Source organism: Pseudomonas sp. p21 (assembly GCF_001642705.1).
Taxonomy (GTDB): domain Bacteria; phylum Pseudomonadota; class Gammaproteobacteria; order Pseudomonadales; family Pseudomonadaceae; genus Aquipseudomonas.
Map to the genome: position 1 here is coordinate 298,021 of NZ_LWBV01000007.1, position 21,313 is coordinate 319,333.

Annotated in this window: 21 protein-coding genes; 16 read left to right on the plus strand and 5 right to left on the minus strand. The window is 60.2% G+C overall.

What is annotated here, in order from left to right; translation table 11 throughout:
* Positions 1–31: 31 nt before the first annotated feature.
* From A4C63_RS26945 to A4C63_RS20540, 8 genes are all read left to right on the plus strand, one after another.
* Positions 32–1,588, plus strand: coding sequence for an RHS domain-containing protein (locus tag A4C63_RS26945; protein ID WP_063914317.1), 1,557 nt, complete (start codon positions 32–34; stop codon positions 1,586–1,588).
* Positions 1,519–2,103: an RHS repeat-associated core domain-containing protein gene (locus tag A4C63_RS27115; protein WP_371106117.1), complete on the plus strand. Its 585-nt coding sequence runs from the start codon at positions 1,519–1,521 to the stop codon at positions 2,101–2,103. Before A4C63_RS26945 ends, A4C63_RS27115 begins: the two co-directional genes overlap by 70 nt.
* Positions 2,100–2,486, plus strand: a complete 387-nt coding sequence (locus tag A4C63_RS26385; protein WP_156510899.1) for a hypothetical protein — start codon at positions 2,100–2,102, stop codon at positions 2,484–2,486. The genes A4C63_RS27115 and A4C63_RS26385 overlap by 4 nt, the downstream gene beginning before the upstream one ends.
* A gap of 85 nt (positions 2,487–2,571) precedes the next feature.
* Complete coding sequence (locus A4C63_RS25970; RefSeq protein ID WP_082888382.1) at positions 2,572–2,835, plus strand: PAAR domain-containing protein; 264 nt, start codon at positions 2,572–2,574, stop codon at positions 2,833–2,835.
* 265 nt (positions 2,836–3,100) lie between these two features.
* Positions 3,101–3,796 carry a hypothetical protein gene (locus A4C63_RS20535; RefSeq protein ID WP_063914319.1) on the plus strand — a complete coding sequence of 232 codons (696 nt, stop codon included), beginning with the start codon at positions 3,101–3,103 and terminating at the stop codon, positions 3,794–3,796.
* Between the two features lie 534 nt (positions 3,797–4,330).
* Positions 4,331–4,714, plus strand: coding sequence for a hypothetical protein (locus A4C63_RS26390; protein WP_156510900.1), 384 nt, complete (start codon positions 4,331–4,333; stop codon positions 4,712–4,714).
* A 608-nt stretch (positions 4,715–5,322) separates the two neighbouring features.
* Positions 5,323–5,628 carry a PAAR domain-containing protein gene (locus tag A4C63_RS25980; RefSeq protein WP_256202960.1) on the plus strand — a complete coding sequence of 102 codons (306 nt, stop codon included), beginning with the start codon at positions 5,323–5,325 and terminating at the stop codon, positions 5,626–5,628.
* Positions 5,629–5,866: 238 nt separating this feature from the next.
* Positions 5,867–6,466 carry an START domain-containing protein gene (locus tag A4C63_RS20540; protein ID WP_063914320.1) on the plus strand — a complete coding sequence of 200 codons (600 nt, stop codon included), beginning with the start codon at positions 5,867–5,869 and terminating at the stop codon, positions 6,464–6,466.
* Between the two features lie 86 nt (positions 6,467–6,552).
* Here A4C63_RS20540 and A4C63_RS20545 read toward each other — a convergent pair whose 3' ends face one another.
* Positions 6,553–6,975 (minus strand): Lrp/AsnC family transcriptional regulator, encoded by a 423-nt coding sequence (locus A4C63_RS20545; RefSeq protein WP_063914321.1) that lies wholly within the window; start codon positions 6,973–6,975, stop codon positions 6,553–6,555.
* Between the two features lie 187 nt (positions 6,976–7,162).
* Here A4C63_RS20545 and A4C63_RS20550 point away from each other — a divergent pair, with 187 nt between their 5' ends.
* Positions 7,163–8,215, plus strand: coding sequence for an ornithine cyclodeaminase (locus A4C63_RS20550; protein WP_063914322.1), 1,053 nt, complete (start codon positions 7,163–7,165; stop codon positions 8,213–8,215).
* A 48-nt stretch (positions 8,216–8,263) separates the two neighbouring features.
* Here the strand turns inward: A4C63_RS20550 and A4C63_RS20555 are convergent, their stop codons facing one another.
* The 3 genes from A4C63_RS20555 to pobA form a co-directional block, all read right to left on the minus strand.
* The gene (locus tag A4C63_RS20555; protein WP_063914323.1) at positions 8,264–9,145 is read right to left on the minus strand and encodes a LysR substrate-binding domain-containing protein; all 882 of its coding nucleotides are present in this window, start codon (positions 9,143–9,145) and stop codon (positions 8,264–8,266) included.
* Positions 9,146–9,214: 69 nt separating this feature from the next.
* A complete protein-coding gene (gene ggt, locus A4C63_RS20560) occupies positions 9,215–11,005 on the minus strand; it encodes a gamma-glutamyltransferase (RefSeq protein ID WP_063914324.1) in 1,791 nt (596 codons plus the stop codon).
* 237 nt (positions 11,006–11,242) lie between these two features.
* Positions 11,243–12,430, minus strand: coding sequence for a 4-hydroxybenzoate 3-monooxygenase (gene pobA, locus A4C63_RS20565; protein WP_063914325.1), 1,188 nt, complete (start codon positions 12,428–12,430; stop codon positions 11,243–11,245).
* Positions 12,431–12,602: 172 nt separating this feature from the next.
* On the opposite strand from pobA, the gene A4C63_RS20570 reads away from it, so the two are divergent.
* The 3 genes from A4C63_RS20570 to A4C63_RS20580 all read left to right on the plus strand — a co-directional run bounded on the left by A4C63_RS20570 (position 12,603) and on the right by A4C63_RS20580 (position 15,018).
* Positions 12,603–13,481 (plus strand): helix-turn-helix domain-containing protein, encoded by an 879-nt coding sequence (locus A4C63_RS20570; protein WP_063914326.1) that lies wholly within the window; start codon positions 12,603–12,605, stop codon positions 13,479–13,481.
* A gap of 219 nt (positions 13,482–13,700) precedes the next feature.
* Positions 13,701–14,099: a MerR family DNA-binding transcriptional regulator gene (locus A4C63_RS20575; RefSeq protein ID WP_013972930.1), complete on the plus strand. Its 399-nt coding sequence runs from the start codon at positions 13,701–13,703 to the stop codon at positions 14,097–14,099.
* Between the two features lie 19 nt (positions 14,100–14,118).
* Positions 14,119–15,018 (plus strand): hydroxymethylglutaryl-CoA lyase, encoded by a 900-nt coding sequence (locus A4C63_RS20580; protein WP_063914327.1) that lies wholly within the window; start codon positions 14,119–14,121, stop codon positions 15,016–15,018.
* A gap of 532 nt (positions 15,019–15,550) precedes the next feature.
* On the opposite strand, the gene A4C63_RS20585 is transcribed toward A4C63_RS20580, so the two are convergent.
* On the minus strand, positions 15,551–16,069 hold the full coding sequence (locus A4C63_RS20585) for an MgtC/SapB family protein (RefSeq protein ID WP_063914328.1): 519 nt from the start codon (positions 16,067–16,069) through the stop codon (positions 15,551–15,553).
* Between the two features lie 249 nt (positions 16,070–16,318).
* Between A4C63_RS20585 and A4C63_RS20590 the strand changes: the two genes are divergently transcribed.
* From A4C63_RS20590 to A4C63_RS20605, 4 genes are all read left to right on the plus strand, one after another.
* On the plus strand, positions 16,319–16,558 hold the full coding sequence (locus A4C63_RS20590; RefSeq protein ID WP_063914329.1) for a DUF3203 family protein: 240 nt from the start codon (positions 16,319–16,321) through the stop codon (positions 16,556–16,558).
* A gap of 121 nt (positions 16,559–16,679) precedes the next feature.
* Positions 16,680–18,083 (plus strand): cytochrome c oxidase accessory protein CcoG, encoded by a 1,404-nt coding sequence (ccoG, locus tag A4C63_RS20595; RefSeq protein WP_063914330.1) that lies wholly within the window; start codon positions 16,680–16,682, stop codon positions 18,081–18,083.
* A 50-nt stretch (positions 18,084–18,133) separates the two neighbouring features.
* Positions 18,134–19,543 carry a GntR family transcriptional regulator MpaR gene (mapR, locus tag A4C63_RS20600; protein ID WP_013972935.1) on the plus strand — a complete coding sequence of 470 codons (1,410 nt, stop codon included), beginning with the start codon at positions 18,134–18,136 and terminating at the stop codon, positions 19,541–19,543.
* A 57-nt stretch (positions 19,544–19,600) separates the two neighbouring features.
* Positions 19,601–21,256 (plus strand): PAS domain-containing sensor histidine kinase, encoded by a 1,656-nt coding sequence (locus A4C63_RS20605; RefSeq protein WP_063914331.1) that lies wholly within the window; start codon positions 19,601–19,603, stop codon positions 21,254–21,256.
* The last annotated feature ends 57 nt before the right edge of the window (positions 21,257–21,313 follow it).

Genomic DNA, 21,313 nt, shown 5'->3' on the forward strand with positions numbered 1-21,313 from the left:
AGTTGCTCGAGGAACTGTTCCGCGAGCGTCAGTGGGGAACGCTGACCCAGTATCTGGTCAAACCGGCTTCGACAAGGAGACCACTCACTACCTCTACGACAACGGCAGCAATCTGCCCACCCGCCGCGTGGATGGCGACCGGACCACGCACTTCGAATACGACCCCATGGGCCGGCTCATCCAGCGCAAGGCCGCTCGGCGTGGCGGTGACAAGTGGGAGGTTGAAACCTTTGCCTATGACGGCAATGGCAACCTGCTGGCGGCCAACAACGGTATCTGCCGGCTGCAATGGTTCTACGATGCTGCCGGCAACAACACGCGCGAGCATCAGTGGCTGGATTATCTGGTCAAGCCACAGGTTGCCGTGTTCAGGCATGAGTACGACGCCCTCAACCAACGCATCGCCACCACCCGCCCCGATGGGCACAAGGTCAGCTGGCTGACCTACGGCAGCGGCCACTTGCTCGCGCTCAAACTCGATGACCAGGAGCTGATCAGCTACGAACGAGATGATCTGCACCGGGAGATCGGCCGGGTGCAGGGCAATGGCCTAGTCCAGCGCCAGACCTGGAGCCCGAATGGCCAGTTGCTGGAACAGACGCTGGCTCGCCAAGGTGAATCCAGACGCATAGCGGCGCGCAGCTACCGTTATGACGAAGCCGGCCAGCTGTACCACATCAACGACCTCAACCGTGGCGACCTGCACTATCGCTACGACCCGGTTGGCCGTTTGCTTGAAGCCAGCCACAACTACGAGAAGGAAACCTTCGCCTTCGACCCGGCGAGCAACCTGCTGGACCCCGAGGCACCACCCAATCCTAATCCGCACTCGCCGCACAAGCTGATGGACAACGTGCTGCGCAGCTACTGCGGCACGCAGTATCGGTACGACGAGCGCGGCAACCTGCAGGAGCGGATTGAGAACGGCAAGACAGGCAAGTTTACCTGGGACCTGTATGACCGGCTGCGGCGCTACGAAGATGAGCGGCTGGTTGTCGAATTTGGCTATGACGCATTAGGCCGCCGTGTCTACAAGGATTCGCGCTCGAAGTACCGCAAACGGTTACAGGCTGGACCGGTCTGGAACGAGAATGCGCGGCGAGCGCTGGATGAAAAGCTGGGCTGTGATCTGACGCTGTTCATCTGGGACGGCGATACGCTGGCGTTCGAGCAGCGCGGGCGGGATGGGAAGGGGCGGACTACGCACTATGTGTTTGAACCGGGGACCTTTGTTCCGGTCGCGCAAGGGGTGATGAATCACATGGAGGAGATGCTGCATCAGCCGCACTACGACTTCCCATATACCATCGGCCGAGATCCGGTTTGGCAGCAGAAGCCAACACCGAAGCCGTTCGACTCATTTGCTTGGTATCAGTGCAATCACCTCGGTATTCCTCAGGAAATAACCAATTCAGTTGGTAGAATCGAGTGGTTGGGTGCCTACAAATCCTGGGGCTCACAACAAGCCCCTCAAATCATCCTCAACCCTCAGCCCCCTTCGCATTCCAAGGCCAATATATCGATACTGAAACAAAACTACACTACAATCGGTACAGGCATTATGAACCAACAACTGGGCGTTTCATAGGAAAAGACCCGCTTGGCTTCGCGGGTGGTCTAAACATATATAATTTCGCTCCAAACCCCATCGAATGGATAGACCCATACGGCCTACAGAGCTCTCTAAAGTGCCTGACACTAGCCGACTGCATAAATATCATAGCTGCATCGGGCCGAGACTCTGGGCCGTACAATCAAGTAGCGAAAGACTCCCACCACGTCATTCAGAAGGCGGCAATGCTAAATATTCCAGGGTACGGCAAAGGGGAGACTGCCTATTCTGTCCAATTAGAAGGACCGCCCAACATTCCAGGTACAGAGCACTATAATGCGACCCAGTCTCAGCGCCAGAAAGGAACAGGTGGAACCTACGGTTCTGAGCGAATAGTGGGATATCGAGCGCTTAGAAGGGCTGGCTTGAGCCCAGAGGAATCACGATGCCACATTATGTTTGCAGACGCCGACCTAACTAGACTTAACGTTAAACCAAATACACAAACCAGAATTCCTGGCAACCGAACCTCACGAGGTAGAAAAAAATGACAACGCCGCCCATCACGGAAGAAATAATTGAGACAATCATATATATTAACAAACTCATTGCACTCAATGAATTTGAAAGACTAGAGGAAGAAGAATTAATTACTCAAGTCAAACCAGAACACTTGAGAACAGCGCTCCGCGATTATTTTAACAGCAGCAATTGGCCATCCGACCTCTCCCACATATCACCACCAACCAAGGGATACATACTAACCGATTCAATCACGATATTCACAAACCCCAAAACACCATCCATATCATCCTGGATGATAGAGCTTGACATAATTATCGACAACAAACCAAGTGATCTAACCGCCATTTACAGCATCAGCACAACCGGCACAACGTCAAAAATAGATCTTTATGCAATTATCACTCAATAACTACCAATATTCCTGGCAAGACATGATCAAGGCCAAATAACATCAAACATATCATATAAAGCATTGCCCGGAGGAGAAATCGAAAATGAGTAACGTAGTTCGTTTAGGCGACACAACCAATCACGGTGGGCGGGTGCTCGAGTTCATCCCTCACACCAACCTCAACGGCAAACCCATGGCAGGTAAGGGTAACTTAGTGTTTTGCCCCCTATGCAAAGGAGAATTTCCAATCATCGAGGGCAGTGATACCTACCGCGTCAACGGAGTTCCTGTCGCGCTGGATGGCATGAAGACCGCGTGCGGCGCCAGCTTGATCGCCAGCGCATCACGCGGCAGCGTGCATCGCTGAGTCAGCCAGGCCAAGTGGAGCTGGCGAACAAGAGACATCCCAGCAGTATGTCTGTTGCCGCCGCTCCCGACCTAAAATTGAGAGCTGATACCTACAACAGCGACAACCTGCCTATCGCCATCAACGACGCCAACGCCAACGGCGGTGAGAAGAAGTAACCTATAACCCTGATGACTAGCGGATCTTGGGAGGGTCAAAAAAAAGCAGCAACCGATATAACAACAGGCACTCTCGAAATCCCATCCAGTCCCGAAAGGCGGCAACAATGAATGCGACTTTTGATGACCTCATTTTAATACTGAGCACTGATGGCTTTTGTAGCGAAATACTTGACACAACGACAAAGCACGAATCTCTAAAAATCAGAGAAATAGCGCGAAAAATCGTCAAAACAATCATTAACGGTGGCGACAATTATTACATGTGCGCGGACTTTTCCTGCCACCGTATAAAGAAAACTGAAAAAGATTTTTTTGAACTCGCCCAAAAAAGCAACATCCCCAAGCAAACGCTAGAAAAGATAGATAACCTTCACAAAGTCCTTAAGAGTAATTCCGACGAGACAAACACCGCCTCATATGCCATCAACTCAATAGCAAGCCGACTCTACTGGCTTGTGATCGACGAATTCAACACACCGATCACACCAGAGCTTTTGGAGCTAATTCCTGAAATCGAACCACTCGGATTGGACGTAAAACATTCCGCATGTGAATGGCGAGATGTTTGGTTAGAAAGCCAGTCCGATTGGGATAAGTATATAATGTCACTAATGGACGGCATAGACGAAGCCCCATACCTTACCTTCACAAAATTGAAGAGCAATTTAGCTCCGCTAGATTTTCTCCGCAAATGGAACACCCATCTCGGCCCGAAGAAATTTTCACACATCAAGAATTTCATTAACACCGAGGCGCATCATGAACTTGACAAAAAAATGCACGCGCAGCCGAAAAGATAGACACACTAATTAACTCACTCTAAACAAAGGACCGAATCAAACAACACGCCAACAATACATAGACCTCAACCACAATGAAGAAAATAGTTCGACTTTACGACAAAACCGACCATAGAGGTATCGTGATTGGCTCCATAGACAGTACAGGCCTTAACGGCAAACCGATGGCCGGCAAACGTAACATGGTTTTTTTCCTCAATGCGAAGGCGAGTTGCCAATCATCGAGGGCAGCGACTCCTACCGCGTCAATAGCACTCCTGTCGCGCTTGACGGAATGAAGACCGGCCAGCGCATCACACGGTAGCGTCCATCGCTGAGTCAGCCAGGCTAAGTGGAGCAGGCGAACAAGGGACATTCCAGGAGTGTGCCTGCTGTCGCCGCTCCGGACCTAGCATTCAATGCACCCAGGGCTGCAGGCCTTAGTGCCCCTGCGTCCAAATGCGCAGTCCTAAAGGCGAGAGGGTATTTGTCTGGTTTAGGCGCGGGATCGGCAACCTCAACCTCAGTCCCTTCAAAACGAAAAGGGTACAAATAATGAAAAAACAGAATCAAGAACCACTACTTGCTGCTCACAAGTTGATTACTCGATTTCTAGAACCGCTCTGCAAAAACGACTCAGATAAACTCTCCGAAGAGCTCAATGTAACTATGAAAATCATGATAGAAACAAGGAAATACCTAGATGACTACTTTGACCAACCATACCAAACACTTACCCCCGCCCCACTAGAAGAAATTACCAACAAAAAAATCAATGACGAATTATTTTTTATGCCCAACCTTGAAGAAGAAACTCACACATGGAGAATTTCATGCAGAATTTTCAGCGAACGCGGCGAAGAAGAAATTTCGGGAAATTTTGACTTAACTTTAGACACCAATAAATACACATTAGATTACCTTAATTCTTCCTGCTGAAGTTAATACATCAAAATTAGCACACCACAGCTCATCAACTTAAAGGAAGGCAAGCAAATATGAAAACTATAGTTCGCCTAAACGACACAACCACTCATGGAGAACAGATGCTAGGCTCCATCTCCCACACTAAGTGAGACCGTAGTAGCCTTCAGCGCACTGAGAGCAGCAGGGCTAAGCGCCCGCCCGCGGTCAATTATCACATTTTGGCGCCCACACAGGTACACCCACGCTAACCCTAAGATCTAGGAGAAAATGAAAATGCCAGCAAGTCTAGACACCAATAAGCACGCTTTATTGAGCGAATTCATTAAGGCCATCTCCGAGTTTGACACAAAAACTTTGTCCACTAAGTTCAGCCTACCGCATGCAGTCATTTTAGAGATTAACGACCTCCTACCAATCTATTTCCATGCAGGAGCAACACTGTCCGCACCACCATTAGGCAACCAGGACACTCAAGCTAACAAAGCACCATTAATAACCGTGTACGACACCGGTGATGGAGATATCGCAGTGGAATGTTTCATCCTAGAAAATAACGAACCTAGCGAAGCTATCCTTCATGTAAGCTTTTCCGCCTCCAATTCAAATACATTGAGCTATGAATTCATAGACTCGTAAAACTTAACACAGTAGAAGATACGAAAAACCATCATGAGAATATAATACGACTTGGAAATACCACTGATCACGGCGGAACCGTAATCATTCCGCATACCAATCTCAACAGCAACCCTATGGCCGGTAAAGGCAACATGGTTTTCTGTCCTCTATGCAAAGGAGAATTCCCAATCATCGAGGGCAGTGACACCTACCGCGTCAACGGAATTCCTGTCGCGCTGGATGGCATGAAAACCGCGTGCGGCGCCAGCTTGATCGCCAGCGCATCACACGGCAGCGTCCACCGCTGAGTCTGCCAGACCAAGTAGATCAGGCGAACAACAGGCACCCCAGCAGTATGTCTGTTGCCGCCCCTCCCGCCCCAAAGTTGAGAGCTGGTCAGGCTGTTCTCCAACACCCGCGACGCACTACACAATTATGTTCAGCCAGGCGATCGCCCACCCGCGACATGACACAGCCCTATCGCCCCGTGGCACATCGTCCTTCCGTCGCGCATACTGAAACACCCCCCCCCGCGCGGTACCAGCCATGAACCGCTGCCTGCTGCTCGCCACCCTGCTGCTCTGCACCCCCGCCCCAGCCGCCGATGACTGGAACCTGGCCTACGACCGCGAAGGCATCCGCGTTTACCTGAGCGCCGCCCCCGACTCGCCCTACCAGCAATTCCGTGGTGTCAGCACCATGAAAGCCAGCATTCGTACGCTCACCGACCTGCAGGAAAACCTGCGGGTGGCCTGCAAGTGGCTGTACGCCTGCGCCGAGATGCGCTTGCTGGATGTGCAAGGCGAAAACACCTGGGTGTACCTGACCACCAACCTGCCGTGGCCGACGATGCCGCGGGACATCGTGCTGAAGGTCACGACCGAACGCCTGGACGACGGCACGCTGCTGCGCCACCTGAGCGCCGAGCCCGGCAGGATCCCCAAGATAAAGGGGCTAATCCGGGTACAGCACCTCAGCGGCGAGTGGCGGATGAAACCACTGGGGGAGCGCAAGACCGAAGTGACCTACCAACTGCAGGCCGACCCTGCCGGAGATGTGCCGGGGTGGCTGGCCAACCGGTTTGTGGTGGATGCGCCAGTGGTGACGTTGCGTACCTTGCGGGCGGTGGCCGAGCGCCAGCCCTAGAGGGTATTGAAATGCCTGCGCCGGCCCGCGGTCCACCGCAAGTGAAAGTTTGCGCAATGCACCTGCCAGAAGGCTTGCCCCAGCGGTCACATCTTGTAGGTCGAGAGCAGGATACTGGTCTCGGTGTTTTCGATGTGCGGTATCGAGCGGATGGTGTTCAACGCCCGATCGAAGGCCTCCAGGGTGTCTGCACGCAGCTCTGCCATCAGGTCCCAGCGGCCATTGGTGCTATGGATGGCCACCACGTTGGGATGCCCGCGCAGCGCGTGCTTGACCTCTGCGGCGTGGTGGCCGCTGATGCCGATGCTGGTGATTGCCCGCACGCCCTGCTCCAGCGCATCGGCGCGCAGGCGTACCGTGTAGCCGATGATCACGCCCTGCTCTTCGAGCCGGGTGATGCGGTTTTGCACGGTTGCCCTGGCCACCTTGAGCTTCTTCGCCAGGGTCAGCACGGGGATGCGTGCGTTGTCGCGCAACAGCGCAATCAATTCCCGATCGATAGTATCCATGGATGCCTGCCAGATAATCAGATTGCCATGCTTGGGTGACAAATTGTCTAGAAAGCTGATGAAACTGGCAACCTGCTCTCTTCATCTTGACGCAGCCTGTCATCAAAATGCTCACGTCACTCCAACAATCTCAGGCGTTCGTCCTCCAGGTCAGCGGGGTGAGAGCGCAATAACAAGGTGCAAGAGCATGACGTATTTCATTGATGTTCCAACCATGTCGGACCTGGTACATGACATTGGCGTAGCACCCTTCATTGGCGAACTGGCCGCAGCCATTCGTGAAGATTACAAACGCTGGCAGGAGTTTGATAAATCCGCACGTGTTGCCAGCCATTCGGAAGTCGGCGTGATCGAACTGATGCCGGTCGCCGACAACTGCCGCTACGCCTTCAAATACGTCAACGGCCACCCGGCCAACACCGCCCGCGACCTGCATACGGTGATGGCCTTCGGCGTGCTGGCCGATGTCGACACCGGCTACCCGGTGTTGCTGTCGGAACTGACCATCGCCACCGCGCTGCGCACTGCAGCCACCTCGCTGATGGCAGCCCAGGCGCTGGCCCGGCCAAACTCACGCAGGATGGCGCTGATCGGCAACGGCGCGCAAAGCGAATTCCAGGCACTGGCCTTCCACAAGCACCTGGGCATCGAAGAAATCGTCGCCTACGACACCGACCCGCTGGCCACCGCCAAGCTGATCGCCAACCTCAAGGAGTACAGCGGCCTCACCATCCGCCGCGCCAGCTCGGTGGCAGAAGCGGTGAAAGGCGTGGACATCATCACCACGGTGACCGCCGACAAGGCCTACGCCACCATCATCACCCCCGACATGCTCGAACCCGGCATGCACCTGAATGCCGTGGGTGGCGACTGCCCGGGCAAGACCGAGCTGCATGCCGATGTGCTGCGCAACGCCCGGGTGTTCGTCGAGTACGAGCCGCAAACCCGCATCGAAGGTGACATCCAGCAGTTGCCGGCGGACTTCCCGGTGGTCGACCTGTGGCGCGTGCTGCGTGGTGAAGCCGAGGGCCGCCAGGGCGACAACCAGGTCACCGTGTTCGACTCGGTGGGCTTCGCCCTGGAAGACTACACCGTACTACGGTACGTACTACAGCAAGCCGAAAAACGCGGCATGGGTAGCAAGATCGACCTGGTGCCATGGGTGGAAGACGATCCGAAGGACCTGTTCAGCCATACCCGCGGCCGCGCTGCCAAAAGCCGCATCCGACGCGTTGCCTGACCCTGCACACGCCGATCTGCGATGGGCCGCCAAGCGGCCCCAACCATGTCAGATCCCGCCGCCTGCAAGCAATTGCGTCATCACCTCGGCCAGCGCCTTGACCATCACATCCGCCGTCGGCCGGTGGACGATGACGATTTCATAGCTGTCTACCTCCGGCAGCCCCTGTTCGGCCCCCAGTACCCGGTGCTCGCCAGTGGCCGCCCGTGGCGGCAGCAGGCTGACGCCCATGCCATCGGCGACTGCAGCCTGGATACCGCTGAGGCTGGAACTGGTGAAGCTGATACGCCAGCGCCGGCCGATACCTTCGATGGCCGTTATCATGTCGTCGCGGTACAGGCCGCGAGGCGGGAAGGTCACCAGCGGGATCGGGTCCAGCTCGAAGGCGGGCGTGCGCGCACTGTCGATCCACTGCAGGCGCTCGGGCCAGCAGGCCACACCTTCGCGGCTGTTGCGCCGCTGCTTGAGCAACACCAGGTCGAGCTCACCGTTGTCGTAGGCCTGGCTGAGGTCGCGGCACAGGCCGCTGGTTACTTCCAGCTTCACTTGCGGGTGCAGCCGACTGAACGCCGACAGCGCATTGGTGGTACGCCCGCCCACGAAGTCCTCGGGCACGCCAAGGCGCACGGTCACGCCAACCATCGCCCCGGCCAAGGCTTCGAGCATCTGGTCGTTGAGCGCCAGCATGTGCCGGGCATAGCCGAGCAGGGTCTGCCCGGCGTCGGTCGGCAGCACATCGCGATTGCCACGCACCAGCAGGCGGTGGCCAACCATATCCTCAAGGCGGCGCACCTTCTGGCTGATGGTCGATTGAGTGGAGTGCAGGCGGGCCGCAGCCGTGGTGAAGCTGCCGCAGTCGGCCACCACGACAATGGCGCGCAGCAAGTCGAGGTCGAACAGGGCCCTATTCGATTTCACGCTGATGGACATCTTGGTATTCGACTTCTGAATGACAAGACTGACTTCTATCACGCCACCTGCTGCACCGCAATGCGCCGGCTAGTCGCCGAGTGCCACACCTTCGCGCCGAGGATCGGCACCGCCCGACCAGCCCTCGCCACTGCGCTGGATGATCTGCATGCCACTGGTCATGGTCATCGGCGTCACCTCATGCCCCCAGGCCGCCAACTGCCGGATCAGCGTCGGGCTGGTCAACCCCGCCTCTACTTCGGTGCCGGCATTGCGGCTGCCGAAGTTGGGCAGGCCGGCGGCCTGCTGCGGGTCAAGCTGCCAGTCCAGCAGGCCGATCAGTGCCTTGTTCACGTAGCCGATGATCTGCGAGCCGCCGGGCGAGCCAAGGCTGGCCACCAGCTCGCCGGAAGCTCGCGAGAACACCAGGGTCGGTGCCATGGCCGACAGCGGCCGCTTGCCCGGTTGCAACCGGTTGGCCACGGGCTTGCCCTGCTCCTGAGGGATGAACGAGAAGTCGGTCAGGTGGTTGTTGAGCAAAAAGCCCTTGACCATCAGGTGCGAGCCGAACGCTGCTTCCACCGAGGTGGTCATGGCCAGGGCCTGGCCGCGGTCATCCACCGCGCTGAGGTGCGAGGTGGAAATGCGCAGTGGCGAGCGGTCAGGCGCCAGGGCCAGGTCGGCGCCCTGCGGCTGGCCCGGGCGGGCGCGCTTCATGCTGTACTCGCCAATCTGCGCGGCACGGCTGGCCAGGTACGCAGAGTCGGTCAGGGCCTTGAGCGGAACCGGCACGTAATCGCTGTCGGCCAGGTACTGAGCGCGGTCGGCATAGGCCAGGCGCTCGGCCTCGGCAACCAGGTGCACGGCCAGCGGCGGGGCCTCCAGCCCGGCCACGGACGAAGTGCGCAGCGGTCGCATGACGGCAAGGTCGCGTTGTGGCGAAGCCTGCTGCAGTGCTTCCAGGATGCCCAGGGTCTGCAGCACCGCCACCCCGCCCGACGACGGCGGCGGCATGCCACAGATGCGCCAGGCCTTGTAAGGGCCGCACAGCGGCTCGCGCGCCTTGGCCTGGTACTGCTGCATATCCTGCAACGACAGATAGCCGGCATTGGCATGGCTGCGCACCTTGGCGACGATGGCTGCGGCGATCTCGCCGCTGTAGAACACCTCGGGACCCTGCGCGGCAATCTGCTCTAAGGTTTGCGCAAGCTCAGGGTTGCGCAAGGTAGCCCCCACCGCCAGCGGTTTGCCCTGTTCATCCAGAAAGTAGCGGGCCATGGCCGGTGAACTGGCAATGAACGGGTCGCCCGCCACCAGGGTGTGAAGGCGTTCGGAAACCGGAAAACCGTTACGTGCCAGCGCAATGGCCGGGGCGAACAAGTCGCGCCAGGGCAGCTTGCCGTGCTGCTCATGGGCCAGCTTCAGGGCACGTAGAACGCCCGGTACGCCCACCGAACGCCCGCCAATCTGCGCCGCCCTGAACGGCATCGGTGAACCATCGGCTTGCAGGAACAGGTTTTCCGTCACAGCCGCCGGGGCTGCCTCGCGGCCGTCGAACGCCTGCACGCGCTGGCCATCCCAGTAGAGGATGAACGCCCCGCCGCCAATGCCGCTGGATTGCGGTTCGACCAGAGTCAGCACCATCTGCATGGCGATGGCCGCGTCGATGGCGCTGCCACCGGCACGCAGCATCGCCCGCCCCGCTTCGCTGGCCAGCGGGTTGGCGGCGGCTGCCATGTGCCGGCTGGCATGCACCGGCTGCAGGCCACTGCGGTAGCCGGAGGCCAGTTCCGGTGGCGCGGGCAGCACCTGGTCGGCACAGGCCCAGCCACTGGCAGCTACCAGGCACAAGGCGCCCATCAGGGGTGTGGAGAATGTCATCGTTGTGCTTCCTGCCATTACCTATACAGCTAGGCACTGTCGGTCATGCGCAAACTTGACTTCAAGCCCTGGCGTGTTTTTCCAGGATGCCTGCGCTGTACCGCGTCGCGAAAGGGCCGCAAAGCGGCCCCAGCAATTTGGCAGGAATGCGAAGATCCTGGGGGCGCTTCGCCCCCCTTTCGCGACACAAGGCCGCTCCTGCAGGTATTGCGCGTTGGCCAGGCTTTCACGTGCAGGTCAGGCAACTTCTTCGAACGGCAGCCCTACGTAATTCTCGGCAATGTTCACCAGCCCCGCCGGCGAGGTCAGGAAGTACTCGCGGTCGGCCTCCTGCATCTTCTGGTCCCAGGCGTCCTTGTGGCTGCCGAAATCATGCAGCAGCTGGGTCATGAACCAGCTGAAGCGCTCGCCTTTCCACACCCGGCGCAGGGCCAGCGGCGAATACTGCTGCAGCAGGTCGGTGCGCCCTTCGCGGAACACCTTGACCAGGATGCGGTACAGGTAATTGACGTCCGATGCCGCCAGGTTCAGGCCCTTGGCGCCGGTCGGCGGGACGATGTGCGCGGCGTCACCGACCAGGAACAGGTGGCCATACTGCATCGGCTCGACCACCAGGCTGCGCAGCGGCGCGATGCTCTTTTCCAAAGCCGGGCCGGTGACCAGACGCGCAGCCACGTCTTCCGGCAAGCGTGCCTTCAGCTCCTGCCAGAAGCGCTCGTCGGACCACGCCTCCACCTGCTCTTCCAGCGGTACCTGCAAGTAGTAGCGGCTACGGGTGTGCGAACGCTGGCTGCACAGCACGAAGCCGCGCTCGTGGTGTGCGTAGATCAGTTCGTGGTTGACCGGTGGCGTATCTGACAGCATGCCCAGCCAGCCAAACGGGTAGACCCGCTCATACTGCTTGAGGATACCTTCGGGAATGCTCTGCCGCGAAACACCGTGGAAGCCGTCACAGCCGGCGATGTAGTCGCAGTCCACCCGGTGCACCTGGCCGTCTTTTTCATAAGTCAGGTAAGGCCGTTCGCCCTTGAGCTCGTGCGGCTGGACATTGCTGGCCGAATAGATGATCGGCGCGCCGCTGGCTTCACGTGCCTGCATCAGGTCACGGGTGACTTCGGTCTGGCCGTATACCATCACCGTCTTGCCGCCGGTCAGAGCCTTGAGGTCCAGGCGTTGGCGGCGCCCGCCAACCAGCAGCTCGACACCTTCGTGGACCAGGCCTTCACGGTCCATGCGCTCGGCCACACCGGCTTCACGCAGCAGGTCGACGGTGCCTTGCTCCAGCACCCCGGCACGGATGCGCCCGAGCACGTACTCGGGCGTCTGCCGCTCGACGATGACCGTATCGATACCGGCCTTGTGCAGCAGTTGGCCCAGCAGCAGGCCAGACGGACCTGCACCAATAATTGCGACCTGAGTTTTCATTGTTTTTGTCTCTGTGCGGACGATGCCGCCCCTGGACTGGCAGTGGGGCGACATCTGCTGTTAGGGTTTGCCCTTGCATTTTTACTGGCAAAAACAGCCATTGAAGTGTGCTATTCCATGCATAACCTGCACTTTTACAAAAAACGTTCGATTAACGGACAGGTCAACCCGCATGAAATCCACTCTCCCCGGCGTCCCTTTGTTCAAGCTGTATGGCGAAAACCAAGCCTGGCCCGGCACCGACCTGCTGCACTGCGAGTCGATCCCGGCGCGTAGCCGCCTGCACCACTGGGAGATCAAGCCGCACCAGCATGCCGAGCTGTTCCAGTTGCTGTACGTGCAGCGCGGCCGGGCCGAGGTGGAGATCGAAGGGGTGCGCAGCGCCATCAGCGAGGCGGCGATCCAGGTGGTGCCACCGATGACCGTGCATGGCTTTCGCTTCAGCGCCGATATCCAGGGGCATGTGCTGACCTTCGGTACGGCACTGGTGGCGAACCTGGAGCAGCGCCTGGGCGCGCCGCTTGCAGTGCTGGCAAAAGCCGCGTGTTACCCGCTGGGCCAGGACCGGGTGCGCCTGCGCAACCTGATCGATACTCTGCACCAGGAGTACCAGGGTAACGCCCCGGCGCGTGCAGCCTTGCTCGAGGCACTGGTGACGGCGCTGATGGTGTGGATCAGCCGCCGCCAGCAGCTGGGGCAGGCGCCGCGCAACCGCGATGAGCGTGACCGCCAGTTGCTGGGGCAGTACCTGCGCCTGGTCGAGGCGCATTACCGTGAGCACCTGTCGGTGGAGGAGTTTGCCGCGCGGCTGAATATTCCGAGTTTGCAGCTGAACCAGCTGTGCCGGGCGCTGAGTGGGCAGACTGCGCTGCAGGTGGTGCACCAGCGGTTGCTGCTGGAGGCGCGGCGCAACCTGATTTATACGCGGATGAGTATCGGGCAGTTGTCGGATAGCCTGGGGTTTACCGACCCGACGTACTTTGCCCGGTGGTTCAAGCGGCTGAACGGGCAGACGCCGAATGGGTATCGGCGGGCAGTGCAGCCAGACTGATGTCTGGTTGCCAGTGCCGGCCTCTTCGCGGGCTCGCCCGCTCCCACAGGGACCGCGCCAGCCTAGAAATCGGTGCAGCTCTCAAGGCTCATGCAATACCTGTGGGAGCGGGCAAGCCCGCGAAGAGGCCAGTACAGACGACACACATTTCCACCCCTTGCTTGACGTATACGTCAACCTGCCCTCAGGATACCCGCATACCCCACGCCGAGCCCCAGCATGAGCACCCAGACCTACAGCATCTCCGACCTGTCCCGCGAGCTGGACATCACCACCCGCGCCATCCGCTTCTATGAGGAACAGGGCCTGCTGAGCCCCGAGCGCCGCGGCCTGGAGCGCATCTATTCGGCGCGTGACAAGGTCAGCCTGAAGCTCATCCTGCGCGGCAAGCGCATCGGCTTTTCACTGGCCGAATGCCGCGAGCTGATCGAGCTGTACGACCCCTCCAGCGGCAACCTCAAGCAGCTCAACAGCATGCTGGCGAAAATCGCCGAGCGCCGCGCCCAGCTGGAACAGCAGATGCTCGACATCCACCAGATGCAGCTGGAGCTGGACACCGCCCAGGAGCGCTGCGAACAAGCCCTGGCCGCCACCCTGAACAACAAAGACAACCGCTGAACGCCACAGGAAACCCGCCATGCCCTTGCCCAAACACGTCCGTCTGGTCGAAGTAGGCCCCCGCGACGGCCTGCAGAACGAAGCCCAGCCCATCAACGTCGCCGACAAGGTGCGCCTGGTGGACGACCTCACCGAGGCGGGCCTGTCCTATATCGAAGTGGGCAGTTTCGTCTCACCCAAGTGGGTGCCGCAGATGGCCGGCTCCGCCGAAGTGTTCGCCGGCATCCACCAGCGCCCGGGTGTTACCTATGCGGCGCTGGCACCCAACCTGCGCGGTTTCGAGGACGCCCTGGCCGCAGGGGTGAAGGAAGTGGCGGTATTCGCGGCCGCCTCCGAAGCCTTCTCGCAACGCAACATCAACTGCTCGATCAGCGACAGCCTCAAGCGCTTCGAGCCGATCATGGAAGCCGCGCGCAACCACGGAGTGCGTGTACGCGGCTATGTGTCGTGCGTGCTCGGCTGCCCCTATGAAGGCAAGGTCAGCGCCGAGCAGGTCGCCCCGGTGGCCCGCGCCCTGCACGACATGGGCTGCTACGAGGTATCGCTGGGCGACACCATTGGCACCGGTACCGCCGGCGATACCCGGCGCCTGTTCGAGGTGGTGTCGGCACAGGTGCCGCGCGAACAACTGGCCGGGCACTTCCACGATACCTATGGCCAGGCCTTGGCCAACGTGTATGCCAGCCTGCTCGAAGGCATCAGCGTATTCGACAGCTCGGTGGCCGGGCTGGGCGGCTGCCCTTACGCCAAAGGGGCTACCGGCAATATCGCCAGCGAAGACGTGGTGTACCTGCTGCAGGGGCTGGGCATTGAAACCGGTATCGACCTGGACCGGCTGATCGCCGCCGGCCGCCGCATCAGCAGCGTGCTGGGCCGCGACAACGGGTCGCGGGTAGCGCGGGCGCGCAGCGCGCAATAAGTCATACGGGTGTCACATACGTGTGGGTGGAGTGTTACCGCCCCCACGTTTCACAGTAAAAAATCGGGTAACAGGGAAACAAATCGGCAGAATTTCAGGCCAGGCGGTTTTGACGAAAAACTCCAAGTGCTTGTTTTTAAAGGATTTGCAAAAGTTGGCACGCACCCTGCTATATCTCTGGTACAACAACAAAAAAAATGTGACACCCAATAAAAACAACAGGTAACGGCTCTGACATAACAAGAACAACACGGCAGAGGCGTAGCAAGCAGATTTTTTTGGAGTCGACACGCTTTTCAGGGGCACGCCCCGCGGTCTGGCACAGAACAATAAAACTACCTCAAGGTAGCGGCAGCCAGGTTCGGATCAGCAATGATGAAGGCAGGTCAGCGCTCAAAAAAATACGTTTGCTCTTGACCCCGCATGGGGGTCGCCCGCAACACCAGGACAGGCTGACAAAAACAACAAAAGGCCGGTCCCAATAATAAAAAAAGAGCAGGCAACAACGCTTTGAGGGGAGCTTCGGCTCCCCTCAGTGCTTCCTGCCCTCTTCCTCCTTCTGCTTTCCCTCATCCTGCCCTTCGAGCTTGTCCACCAGCAACGGCATCGTGCCCAGCACCAGCAGGGCCAGTACCGTGCTGATCAACGCCGTGGCTTCGCGACCCATGCCGGCTGCCGTACCGATGGCGGCGGTCATCCACAGCCCGGCGGCGGTGGTCAGGCCCTTCACATGGCTGGCATCCTGGCCGTTCCCCTTGAGAATAGTGCCTGCACCAAGAAAACCGACTCCGGCGACAATGCCCTGGATCACCCGGCTCAGCGCCTGCTCATCGGCCCCAGCCATGCTCGGTGCCAGCACGAATAACGCTGCGCCCAGCGAAACCAGCATATGCGTGCGCACCCCGGCGGCCTTGCCCTTGTGCTCGCGCTCGAAGCCCAGCACAGCGCCGAGCAGGGCTGCCATCAGCAGGCGTACGAGGATTTGCGTGACCTCGCGCTCATCGGTGATGTCGGCGAATTCGGCCTGGATGGCTTGCCAGATGAGGTCCATGGCGTTATTCCCATGCTGAGCATTGTGTTGGCTGGGCCGGCCTCTTCGCGGGTAAACCCGCTCCCACAGGGTTTGCACAAGTTTCAATGCAATGCAGTACCTGTGGGAGCGGGTTTACCCGCGAAAAGGCCGGGCCTGCCATCTGCAAGGGTTGACCTCCAAGCAAATGACAAAGTGCCGCTCAGCTTCCGGATGCAGCAACCCGCCCCGCCCTGTGGTCCACCCTGTAACCCCCAGGAGGACCGCCCCATGCCCATTGAAATCGACGAAACCACTCGCCGCTGCACCCTGCTCGGCGAAGACCTGCGCATCGAGGGTGATGGCCCGTCCATCGAAATCGTCACCGACGAACAGCTGCGCATGTCCGTGGCCGTGCTCGCCGGCCAGCGTGTACCCATCACCGAAGCCGAGGCCGATGCCCTGACCGTGGCGGGTGCGGTGGATAGCCGCAGGCATCTCAAGGCCAGCACGCCAGGCTCGGTAATCTGAGGGCTGGCGGGGCCTACCCGAAAATCTGATACGGTTTTTATCGCAAAATCTGAGCCTGTGCTGATAACAGTCTCAGGGCCATAGTGCTCATGCCTGATCGAGGCCTGATGAGCACCGAGCCATGAACGATAGAATCCCTTTCACAGAGATCGCCACTGCCCCAGCCAGCCCCCAACCACGACGCGCCGACAATGGCATCCATACCCGTAGTTTCACCGGGCTGTACCGCAACCTGCGCGTTGGCTTCGCCGGCGCTCTGTTCGTGCTGTTCTTCGGCACCGCCTGGCTGAACTGGAACGGCCGCCAGGCCGTGCTGTGGGACCTGGGCAACAGCAAATTCCACATCTTCGGCGCCACCTTCTGGCCGCAGGACTTCATCCTGCTGTCGGCGCTGCTGATCATCTGCGCCTTCGGCCTGTTTGCCATCACCGTGTATGCCGGCCGTGTGTGGTGCGGCTATAGCTGCCCGCAGAGCACCTGGACCTGGCTGTTCATGTGGTGCGAAAAGGTCACCGAGGGTGACCGTAACCAGCGCATCAAGCTGGCCGCCGCGCCCTGGAGCCTGAACAAACTGGCCCGTCGAACACTGAAGCACAGCCTGTGGCTGGCCATCGGCGTGCTCACCGGTCTGACCTTCGTCGGCTACTTCACCCCGATCCGCCCACTGGCCGCAGAACTGTTCACCTTGCAACTGGGCGGCGTGGCGCTGTTCTGGGTGCTGTTCTTCACCGCCGCCACCTACATCAATGCCGGCCTGCTGCGCGAAGCGGTGTGCCTGCACATGTGCCCCTATGCGCGCTTCCAGAGCGTGATGTTCGACAAGGACACCCTGGCGGTCGCCTATGACCCGCGTCGCGGCGAAGCCCGTGGCCCGCGCAAGAAAGGCAGCGACGCCCGCGCCCAGGGCCTGGGCGATTGCATCGACTGCACCTTGTGCGTGCAGGTGTGCCCCACCGGCATCGATATCCGCGATGGCCTGCAAATGGCCTGCATCGGTTGTGCGGCGTGCATCGATGCCTGTGACGGGGTAATGGACAAGATGGGCTACGCCCGTGGCCTGATCGGCTACAAGTCCGAACACAGCCTGCAAGGTGGCACCACCCATTGGCTACGCCCGCGCCTGCTGGGCTACGCCGCCGCGCTGGGGGTAATGATCGCGGCGCTGGTGATAGCCTTGCAACTGCGTCCGATGGTGTCGCTGGACGTGATCAAGGACCGCGGCCTGTTCCGCGAGAATGCCCAGGGCCAGATCGAGAACATCTACCTGCTCAAAGTCATCAACAAGACCGAACGCACCCAGCACTACGAGCTGCGCCTGCTGGACGCCGACGGTTTCAGCTTGCAGGGCAAGACATCATTCATGATCCCGGCCGGTGAAATGAGTGAACTGCCGGTGTCGGTGGCGATGCTCGCCGAGCGCCCGGCCAGCAGCTCGCAGACGCTGAGCTTCGAAATCAGCGAACGCGACGACCCCGCCATCCGCAGCGTGGCCAACAGCCGCTTCGTCGCGCCGATGAATCGTTGATCCCTTACACTGACTCCACCTTGCCTGCCAGGCTTCAACAGAAGGCCAGAATGAAACGCTACGAACGCTTTGCCGACGATATTGCCGAACTGATCCGCTCCGGGGTGCTGGGCCCCGGCCAGCGGGTGCCCTCGGTGCGCTATGCCAGCCAGACCCACGGGGTCAGCCCGTCCACCGTGTTCCAGGCCTACTACCTGCTGGAACGGCGCGGGCTGATCCGCGCCCGGCCGCGCTCGGGCTACTTCGTCAACGCCCACGCCCCGCGCCAGTTCAGCGAGCCGCAAGCATTGCAGCCGGTCAGCGAGTCCACCGATGTAGACGTCAGCGCGCTGGTGTTCTCGATCCTCGACTCGATCAAGGACCCCAACACCGTGCCGTTCGGCTCGGCCTTCCCCAGCCCCGAACTGTTCCCGCTGCAACGCCTGTCACGCTCGCTGGCCAGCGCCAGCCGCAGCATGGACCCGCGCATGGTGGTAACCGACCTGTCACCCGGCAACCCGCAGCTGCGCCGGCAGATTGCCCTGCGCTATATGGTCGGCGGGCTGATGCTGCCAATGGAGGAGCTGCTGATCACCAACGGCGCGCTGGAAGCCCTGAACCTGTGCCTGCAGGCTGTCACCCAGCCCGGTGACCTGGTGGCCATCGAAGCCCCCGCCTTCTATGCCTGCCTGCAGGTGCTGGAGCGGCTCAAGCTCAAGGCGGTGGAAATCCCTGTGCACCCACGCGAAGGCATGGACCTGGGCGTGCTGGCGCAGACCCTGGAAAAGCACCCGGTCAAAGCCGTGTGGTGCATGACCAACTTCCAGAACCCGGTGGGCGCCAGCATGCCGGAGGCAAAAAAGCAGGCACTGGTGGAGCTGCTGGCGCGTCATCAGGTGCCATTGATCGAAGACGACGTATACGCCGAACTGTACTACGCGCAGCAGGCCCCCAAGCCGGCCAAGGCCTTCGACACCCAGGGCCTGGTGATGCACTGCGGCTCGTTCGCCAAGAGCCTGGCACCAGGCTACCGCATCGGTTGGGTGGCGGCCGGGCGCTTTGCGCAGAAGATCGAGCGGCTCAAGCTGATGACCTCGCTGTGTGCCTCGATGCCGGCGCAGGCGGCGATCGCCGACTACCTGCAGCACGGCGGCTACGACCGCCACCTGCGCAAGCTGCGCTATGCCCTGGAAGGCCAGCAGGCCAACATGCTGGCGGCCATCGCCCGGCATTTTCCGGCACAGACGAGGGTCAGCCAACCGTCCGGCGGCTACTTCCTGTGGCTGGAACTGCCCGAGCAGATGGACGCCCTCAAATTGTTCCATATGGCCCTGGCCCAAGGCATCAGCATCGCCCCCGGGCCGATCTTCTCGCCCACCCGGCGTTTCGGCAACTGCATTCGCCTGAACTACGGCAGCCCCTGGCATGAGGATGCCGAACGGGCCATGGAAACCCTGGGGCGGATCATCCGCTCGTTCTGATGGCTGATGACCCGGTGGGCGACTATAGTTGCCCGATCCTCTCACCGGGGCCTCGCCATGCAAGCAGATTCGCTCCCGTCATTGGCACAGCTGCAAGCGCGTGTCGCAGAACTGGAAGCTCGCCTGGCCGAGCGCGAAGACACTGCACAGGCCCATAACCAACTGCTGGGCGAACTGCTCGACAACAGCCTGGCCAACGTGTTTGCCGCAGACCGCAAGATGCGCCTGGTGGCGATCAACCGCATGGCCAGGGAAACCTTTGAGCGTTACCGTGGTTTCGTACCGCAGATCGGCGATTACGTGCCGCAGTTCCTGGTCAACCAGCCTGACATCATGGGCCGCCTGGCACCGGTGTGGCCACGCGTGCTGGCCGGCGAAGCCTTCATCGACACCATCACCTTCGGCCCGCCTGACGCACCTCGCCATTACGAGATCCGCTACCACCCGCTGCGCGATGCGCAGCAGCGGATCCAGGGCGGGTACATGTTCGCCTATGACATCACCGAGCGCATGGCCGAGCAGGAACGCCTGCGCCAGGCCGAAGAGGCCCTGCGCCAATCACAGAAAATGGAGGCGGTAGGCCAGCTGACCGGTGGCATCGCCCACGACTTCAACAACCTGCTGGGCAGCCTGCTTGGCGCGCTGGAGCTGGCAGAGCAACGCCTGGGCCAGCAACGCTTTGCCGAAACCGCCCGCATGCTCGAACTCAGCCGCAGCAACGCACTGCGTGCCGCTGCCCTGGTGCAGCGGTTGCTGGCCTTTTCACGCCAGCAGACACTGGTACCACAAGCGGTCGATGTGCAGCACCTGGTGGCCGACATGCATGACCTGATCCGCAGTTCGACCGGCCCGCACATTGACTTCCAGGACCAGACCCTGGCCGCGCAATGGTCGATCCTCATCGACCCGCAACAGCTGGAAAACGCCTTGCTCAACCTGTGCATCAATGCCCGTGACGCCATGCCGCTGGGCGGCACCCTGCGCATCGGCTGTGAAAACGCCGATCTCGCGGCAGCCGATGCCAAGCACCTGGGCCTGCCGACGGGCCGCTATCTGCACATTCGTGTCGAGGACACCGGCCTGGGCATGTCCAGTGCGGTGCTGGAGCGCGCCCTCGAACCCTTTTTCACCACCAAACCGCTGGGCCAGGGCACCGGCCTGGGGTTGTCCATGGCCTATGGCTTTGTTCGCCAGTCCGGGGGGCAGTTGCTGATCGACAGCGTTGTCGGGCAAGGCACTTGCGTTCACCTGTACCTGCCCCAGAACAAGATCGCTACCGCAACATGCCACGACGAGCCAGCCACATCCCCCACCGAGCCCGTGCAGCCGCGCGTGCACCGGATCATGCTGGTGGAGGACCAACCGGCCCTGCGCCTGGTACTGGTTGAAGTGCTGACGGAACTGGGCCATCAGGTGCAGGCTTTCGAGGGTGGCCGCCCGGCGCTTGAAGCGCTGCAGGAAGGGCCGCCACCGGACCTGTTGATCACCGATGTCGGCTTGCCTGGGCGGGTCGACGGCTACCAGCTTGCAGAGGCCTACCAGGGCCTTGTGGAGCATGCCCCGGTATTACTGATCACCGGCTATGACACTACCGCTACGGTGCCCTGTGCCCGGCCCGACAGGCGCACGGCACTGCTGCATAAACCCTTCGACCTGAACACCCTCGGCGAACGGGTCGAGCGGCTGCTGGGCCTTGCCCCCCACCCGCTTTGACTGGCTATTCGCCTGCTGGCGAACACGTTAAAGTCTGGGCCTCCTCTTTTGTCGGAC